This is a genomic window from Phenylobacterium sp., assembly GCF_036263695.1.
Classification (GTDB): Bacteria; Pseudomonadota; Alphaproteobacteria; order Caulobacterales; family Caulobacteraceae; genus Phenylobacterium.
Map to the genome: position 1 here is coordinate 1 of NZ_DATAGM010000305.1, position 1,947 is coordinate 1,947.

At 71.9% G+C, this 1,947-nt stretch carries 2 protein-coding genes; one reads left to right on the top strand and one right to left on the bottom strand.

All coding sequences use genetic code 11. The features are described from left to right. Positions 1-1,666, bottom strand: a 1,666-nt coding sequence (locus tag VHK87_RS12425) for a glycosyltransferase family 39 protein (protein WP_329635211.1), incomplete at its 3' end; no start/stop codon positions are given. Between the two features lie 56 nt (positions 1,667-1,722). Between VHK87_RS12425 and VHK87_RS12430 the strand changes: the two genes are divergently transcribed. Then, a partial coding sequence (locus VHK87_RS12430; RefSeq protein WP_329635212.1) for a glycosyltransferase occupies positions 1,723-1,947 on the top strand: 225 nt, incomplete at its 3' end.

The window sequence follows — 1,947 nt, forward strand, 5'->3', positions numbered from 1 at the left end:
CTCTAACCGGCGAGCGGGGCGCGTAGATGCGCAGGTCCATCTCGTCGCCGTTGGAGTAGTTCTGGCCCTGGACGCGCCCAACCAACGTGGCTCGCGCGCGGAGGATGGAAAGGCCCTGCTGGAAGGCGGCCTCCTCGCGGCTCTCGACCACCGCGGGGCGGCCGGCGGCGATGGCGGCGGCGGCGTCGCCGGCGTCGCCCAGGTCGGTCGGGGTGCCGAGGGCGAAGACCAGGCTGGGCTCGGCGTAGCCGGCCACGGCGACCGGGGCTGGCGCTATCCCCTGGCGTGGCAGCAGACGCTGCGCCGCCAGCGTCTCCTCGACCTCCCGCGACAGCAACAGAGGCTCGAGCCTCGGCAGGAAGGCGGCCGCCAGCGTCCCGTGCGCGACGATCGCCAGGGCCCCGGCGGTGAGCAGGGCGCCGCGCACGGCCTTGCGGGCCAGCATGTAGGCTCCGGCCCCGCCGGCGGCGATGAACAGCCCGGCGGCCGCGGCGGCTGCGCCGACATCCGACGGATCGCCGTACTCGCTCGCCAGGTAGAAGATCAGCCCCGCGAACAGCGCCCCCGCCAACACGCTGACGATCACTCCGCCCCAGCGCCCGATCTTGCCCATGGGCGCCAGCAGCGCCGCCGTCGCGAGCCACGCCAGGCCGCCGAAGCCGGGCAGGGTATAGTGGACCAGCTTGGTGGGGGCGATCTCGAAGGCCAGCCAGGTGGGGATCACCCAGGCCAGGGCGAAGCGGACGCCCGGCTCGTCCCGGTACTTCCAGCCGGCGATCAGCGCGGCGGGCAGCAGCAGCGAGCCCGGGAAGAACAGGAACGGTGTCAGCAGGGTGTGGTAACCGGGCGGCCCCCAGTGGCGCTCGTGCCCGCCGACCAGCTTGGGCGCCAGGTCGCCGCCGATGGCGGTCAGCCAGAACCCTCCGTCCGTGGCCACCGTCACCGCCGCCGACCACGGGCCGACCACGGCGACGAACAGGATCAGGCCCCAGTCCCAGGACAGCTTGCGGGCCCAGGGCGCCTTCCGGTCCATGATCCACAGGGCGAGCATGGCCAGCCCGACGATCATCAGTCCCACCGGCCCCTTGATCAGCGCCGCCATGGAGACGCCGATCCAGAACATCAGCTTGGTGGGCCAGCCGACCGGGGCGCCGCCGTTGGTGGAGGCGTAGATGCGGGACAGGGCGGCCATCGCCAGGGTGGTGAAGCCGCAGAGGGCGGAGTCCGTCTTGGCGATGAAGGCTTCGGTCGAGAGCAGGATCGAGGCGCCCAGGATCGAGCCGGCGATCATCCCGCCGGGGCGGCCGAAGAAGGCCGCCGCTCCCCAGGCGCAGGCCGCCGCCGCCAGCATCGCCCCGAGCAGCGAGGGGATACGATAGGCCCAGATCTCCCGCGCCGCCTCGTCAGAGAGCAGCGACACGCTGGCCGCCTGCATCCAGTGGATGCCCACCGGCTTCTTGAACCTCGGCTCCTCCTGGAAGCGGATGACCACGTAGTCGTCGGTCTCCAGCATCTGGGCGGTGGCCTGGGCGAAGCGCGATTCGTCGCGGTCCAGCGGCGGGACGGCGAACACGCCCGGAAGTCCGGCCAGGAAGGCGACGAACGCCGCCACGGCCATGCCGCGCCATCCGCGGCTCAGCCGCTCCAGGTGTCCCTCCAGACTCATGTGCGGCTTGATAGCACGATCCTTCCGCGGGCCGACTTTTCCGCTATGGAGGGACGATGGCGAACACGCCCCTAACGTCCCCCGAAATCTCCGTGGTGGTCCCAGTCTTCGACGAAGAAGGCGCCGCCGCCGCCCTGGCGCGCGAGATCGCCGCCGCTTTTTCGGGCGCCGCCTACGAGATGATCTTCGTGGACGACGCCAGCCGCGACGCCACCCGCCGGGTGCTGACGCAGCTGAAGGCCGAGATTCCGCAACTGCGCGTGCTGGCCCACCGGGCCAAC